Below are 4,873 nucleotides of genomic sequence, written 5' to 3' on the forward strand. Positions count from 1 at the left end.
GCGGCCACCCCTTATCCCGCTTCGCGGGACTTTCCCCTATTCAGGGGACAGAATAAAACCTCTCTACGCTTACCCCTGCACCGCCAGGCGCGTCAAACCGCCGGTCTTTACCCTTCCCTCTCTCTCTTATTCTCATACATTTTCCCGTCGATGACGGTAAGTATTTCTTCCATGGGCGGGAAGGGGGCGGTGAAGGTGGCGCTGCCCAGGGAGACGGCCACTTTTCTTTCGCGGAAGCCCTGGCGGATGGCTTCGGCCAGGAGGTTCGTTTCTTCTTCGTCCAGGTCTGTTTCCACCGCCAGGAATTCGTCGCCTCCCAGGCGGAAGGTGTGGTTCAGGCCTACCTGGGATGCGATGGCGCCGGTGGTGTTTTTGATGGCTTCGTTGCCCATGTGGTGGCCTTCGCTGTCGTTGATTTTCTTCAGGTTATCTATGTCACAGTAGAAGAAGGATGCCCTGGCGCCGTCGGGGATGGCCTTTGCCCATTCTTCGAAGGCCCGAAGGTTGCCGGCGCCGGTAAGTTCATCGGTGTGGCCCAGGGTGTACATTTCTTTCATCATGTCCCGGTTCCTGAGGAGGATGGTGAAGATTTTGGTGAGGGTGCTGAGAAGCATGCCGCCACCATCGCAGCGTTCGGGGGCGGGGTTCACGATTTCGATGAAGCCCAGTTTCCTGCCATGCAGGGTGAGGGCGCCGGCCACAAGGCGCTTGATGCCCTTCACATAGATTTTCTTCATGCCCAGGTCTTTGGAGAACCGGATCGCGTCATTGTTAAGAACGATTTCCTGTTTGAAGAGGCAGTCGTAGAAAGGGCGGATGTTGTCGATGACCACATGCGCCAGGGCTTCCTTCATGGAGGGAAGGTCTTCCCGCTTCCATTCGTAGGTGCAGCGGAGTTCGGCGCCCGCTTCTTCCAGGATGAGGATGCGTTCGGCCTTCAGGAAGGGGGCCAGTCTTTCCATCATTTTTTTGATGCCCTTTTCCGGATTTTTTTCTGCCAGGCCGGCGGCAATGATGTCGTTGGCCTGCACTTCCCGGTAGATGATTTCATTTTCATGAAGGTAATGGGTAAGGAAGGTCTGCATGGAGAAGGCCATGTTGAAACGGACGGTTTTTCCTTTCCAGTTCACCAGGGTATCCTTCATAAGGAAATCCATGCCGCTTCTGGGATTATGGTATACCCAGGATGTAAAGCGGTCATTTCTGAGGCGGGGAATGGGGCAGAAACTGCAGGGCTCTTTACCTTCGCCCCATACTTCATAGCATTTCTTTCCATGCCAGTTATAATCATCAGGCAGACCGCAGTTATTCAGCATGGCCTTGTTCACATAGAGGATTTCATAGGTATCAGGGTCGCTGATGACGATCTGCTCGTCGGCTTTGTCAAATTTCTTCATTTCAAAGGAAACATGGTCTCCCAGAACAAGGTTTTCCATGGTCTGCTTCTGCTCGGCCCGTATCATTCTTGCGCCCAGAAGCTGCAGCAAGCTGTCTATGGTAGAGGATTCGCCGCTCACCACCAGTGCATGGTCCATGTAGAGTGTCACCGGCACGCCGTCCACTTCCGTCACTGCATGGATGTCATCGGCGGCTTTCTGAAGCCTCCTTTCCATATCCGCCCTGTCGGTGCTCTTCACCAGGAGGATGAAGGTGGCCTGGCTGATATGGGAAAGGCTGCCGCTGACGGGACTGACGGCGGAGAGGATATGGACGATCTTCCGGAGGAGGCGAAGGTAGACGGCCCTGCCATAGGCTCTTTCCATGTCCGTCAGGGCAGGGATGGACATGAGAACGGCCATGTATCCTTCTCCCCGCTGGCGGAAATTGTCCTCATAGCGAAGGGCTGCCGCCATCATGCCGCGATAGGAGGCAAGGCCGGTCTCCCGGTCTCTCATGGAAATTTCTCTTTCTTCTTTTCCCAGTTCCTTTTCTTCGGACATATCGTGAAAATAGCCTGCCAGACCAATGATTTCATTGCCCCGGTACACAGGGAACTTGGTAGCCGCAATGGTTTTGAGCTGCCCCTTCACCAGGCAGGAGCCGATGACATGGCGGGCTATTGTTCCATGGGCCAGTACATCCTCTTCTATTTTCCGGAAGGGAATATTGTCCACATGCCACTTCATATCTTCGTCGGTCCGGCCCTGAATGTCAGAAAGGGAAAGGTCGTAGTAGTCAAGGAAGGCCCGGCTGGCGGTGACGAAGCGACGATTTTTGTCTTTGACAAACCATTTAATGTGGGCCTTTTCCCGGAAAACGTTAAAGACATCCGCCTTCTTTCTCCATGTCTCCTGACGGGGGTTTTCTTTTATGCCGAAGGAATGAACGAAAATTTCCAGCAGTGCCTGCCTGTCCCAGGTTCTTTCAATGCTGGCGTCTTTTAAAATGAGCAGGATATTCTTCTCTTCCGTGCGGTAGAGGATGTAGGCCTGCAGCTCCTTCCAGGCGTAGTTTCCATTCTCTTCCTTCACCCGGAACATACCGCAGGGCGCATATCCATTGGCCTCATTGCCCAGACGGTACAGATTGTCCGGCTGGATAAAGGCGAAGAAACGGCCCCGGTCTTCGGGATACACCTTCTGTTCTGCGAAATCGTGGAAAGCCTTTTCCGCTGAAATGGTTTCGCCCGGTTTGGCATTGGGATTCACCGTCTCCAGCACCTTCAATTTCCCGGTCTTCGGATAGTACAGGCTGATATCATCGCAGAGGGCCAGGGTATTTCTCAGGAGGCTGTCAAAGTCTTCCGCCGTTTTCATCCGGTTGTCCGGCATAAGGCTGTATACCGACGTTTCGCCTACATAGAGGGATTCGTCGCCGGCAATAATCTGTCCTGACACCTGGTAATAGGAACCGTTATCTGCAAAGGTTATGGACTGCCTTTCCCGGTGCAGGAGCAGTCTCTGTACAAAGGAGAAGAATTTCTCCCGAAGGGGATAGTGGGGATCCGCAAAGCAGCCATTGAGATCGTCTGTGGTATGGGCGGATGCGCCAAGGATATTCTTCTCATGGGCTTCATTCTGGTAAAGGAGGGTCAAATCATTTCCCCGTCCCAAGTAGAGGGCCACCGGCTCTTCCGTCACCACATTCACCAGCCCCAGCTTATTCATGAGGATTTCCTCTTCCGGCGTCTCCATGTCCATATGCCTTAGTCGAAGCATATCTTCCACGCCGGCCCAGGGCTTCGGACGGCTATAGTAGAAGCCCTGGATTTTCTCGCAGCCTACGCTTCTGAGGAATTCCACCTGCTCTTCCGTTTCCGCCCCCTCCGCCAGGGTATGGATGCCCAGGGTTTTCGCCATGACCACGATGGACGTAATGATTTTCCTGCTCCGTTCATTGAAATGGCGCAGGAAAGCCATGTCGATTTTCAGCTCATCCAGGTAGAAATCATGGAGCACATTCAAAGAAGAGTACTGGCTGCCGAAATCATCGAGCCAGCACTCATAGCCCGCCTTCCGGAAGGCAGGGATAGCCTCTTTCAGCACCTTCTCGCTCTTTACAAGGGCAGACTCCGTGATTTCAATGCGGATCAGATGACGGGGCAGACGGTAGCGCTTCACCACTTCCTCCACCATGGCCAGGGGCTTGGACACCTCGAAATCCACCCGGGACAGGTTCACCGATACCGGCACCACAGGAAGGCCGTTTTCCCTGCGCTCTGCCAGGAAACGGGCCGCCGCCTCCAGAATGTAGCGATCCAGTTTATAAATAATGCGGGCACTTTCCAACACCGGGACAAAAATGTTTGGCGTCAGCAGCCCCTTGTCCGGATCCTCCCACCGGGCCAGGGCCTCCATGCCGCAGAGCTTTCCTGTCAGAGTGCGGATAACCGGCTGGAAATACACCTTGATGTACCCTTCAAGAAGGGCCCGGTCAAAGTGACGGAGCACATAGGCCCGGTTTTCCAGCATGGTGCCCATGGAGTCCTCATAGAAAGTCCAGCTCCGAGACGCATCGGATTTAATGGAATCGCAGGCAATCTTCGCCAGGTCGAAGGCATTCCGAAGAAGGGAAACCGGCGGAATCCTCCTTCCGAAATCGCAAATCCCCGCCTTCAGACGGATACTGGGATCATCGATATACCGGTCAATTTCCTGAATCATGGCTTCCAGCCCCTCCGGCACCCGGTCCTGTGAACCCAGAAGAAGGAAACTGTCGCTTTCCTGATGGCACATCAAATCGCCGGGGAAATACCGCTTCAAAGCTTCTGCTATCTTCTGCAGCAGCTGATTGCCTGCCTCCCGGCCATGATTCGCATTATAGAATTTGAAATTGGTGAGATTGAGATACATAGGATAATGGGCGCCGAAGATTCCATCCTCCTCATCCTTCTTCGCCGCCCCCAGTGCCTTCTTCAGGAATACCGAAAGAGACAGAAGACCGGTCAGGGTATCCCGGTAAGCCAGGGAAGAAATCGTCCTCGACGGCACCACACTCATCACCCACACCGATCCCATTCCCTGCCGCACCGACCGGGACAGCACCCCTTCCATGCGCCGGAAATGGCCGTCCCTGGTGCGGCAGTTAAAGGAAACATAAAACCGGTCATCCCCCAGAGGGTGGGCGCGGGAATGCTCCAGTTCCGAAAGGGGCAGGTAATCCGAAATCTCCACCATCCCCCGTAGCGTCCCTCCGGTAATCGAAAGAAACTCCTCCCGGCTGCGGCATTTGTACATGCGAAGAAGAGACTGATTGACAAAAAGGATTTCCTCCTTCTCGTTATCAGTGATTACGCATATTCCTTCGGGAAGATCATCCAAGTGAAAATCAAGCTGTATAGATTCTTTCATGGCAAAACCTCGGATAAAAGAAACGTTCAGAAGGTTCTTAGGTTGTGCGCCAGTTCGGCGTGTATAGTATAGTCTGGTGAAAG

The 4,873-nt window shown here is 53.8% G+C and carries 1 protein-coding gene; it reads right to left on the reverse strand.

Annotated elements, in window-relative coordinates:
* Positions 1-107: 107 nt before the first annotated feature.
* On the reverse strand, positions 108-4,790 hold the full coding sequence (locus Q0482_RS09250) for an EAL domain-containing protein (RefSeq protein ID WP_299145698.1): 4,683 nt from the start codon (positions 4,788-4,790) through the stop codon (positions 108-110).
* Positions 4,791-4,873: the final 83 nt, after the last annotated feature.

It is taken from the genome of uncultured Dialister sp. (assembly GCF_937959425.1).
Classification (GTDB): Bacteria; Bacillota; Negativicutes; order Veillonellales; family Dialisteraceae; genus Dialister.

What these genes read in the sequence shown, in the direction of transcription:
- Q0482_RS09250 (WP_299145698.1), bottom strand. Translation starts at nt 4,790, where the DNA reads ATGAAAGAATCTATACAGCTTGATTTTCACTTGGATGATCTTCCCGAA.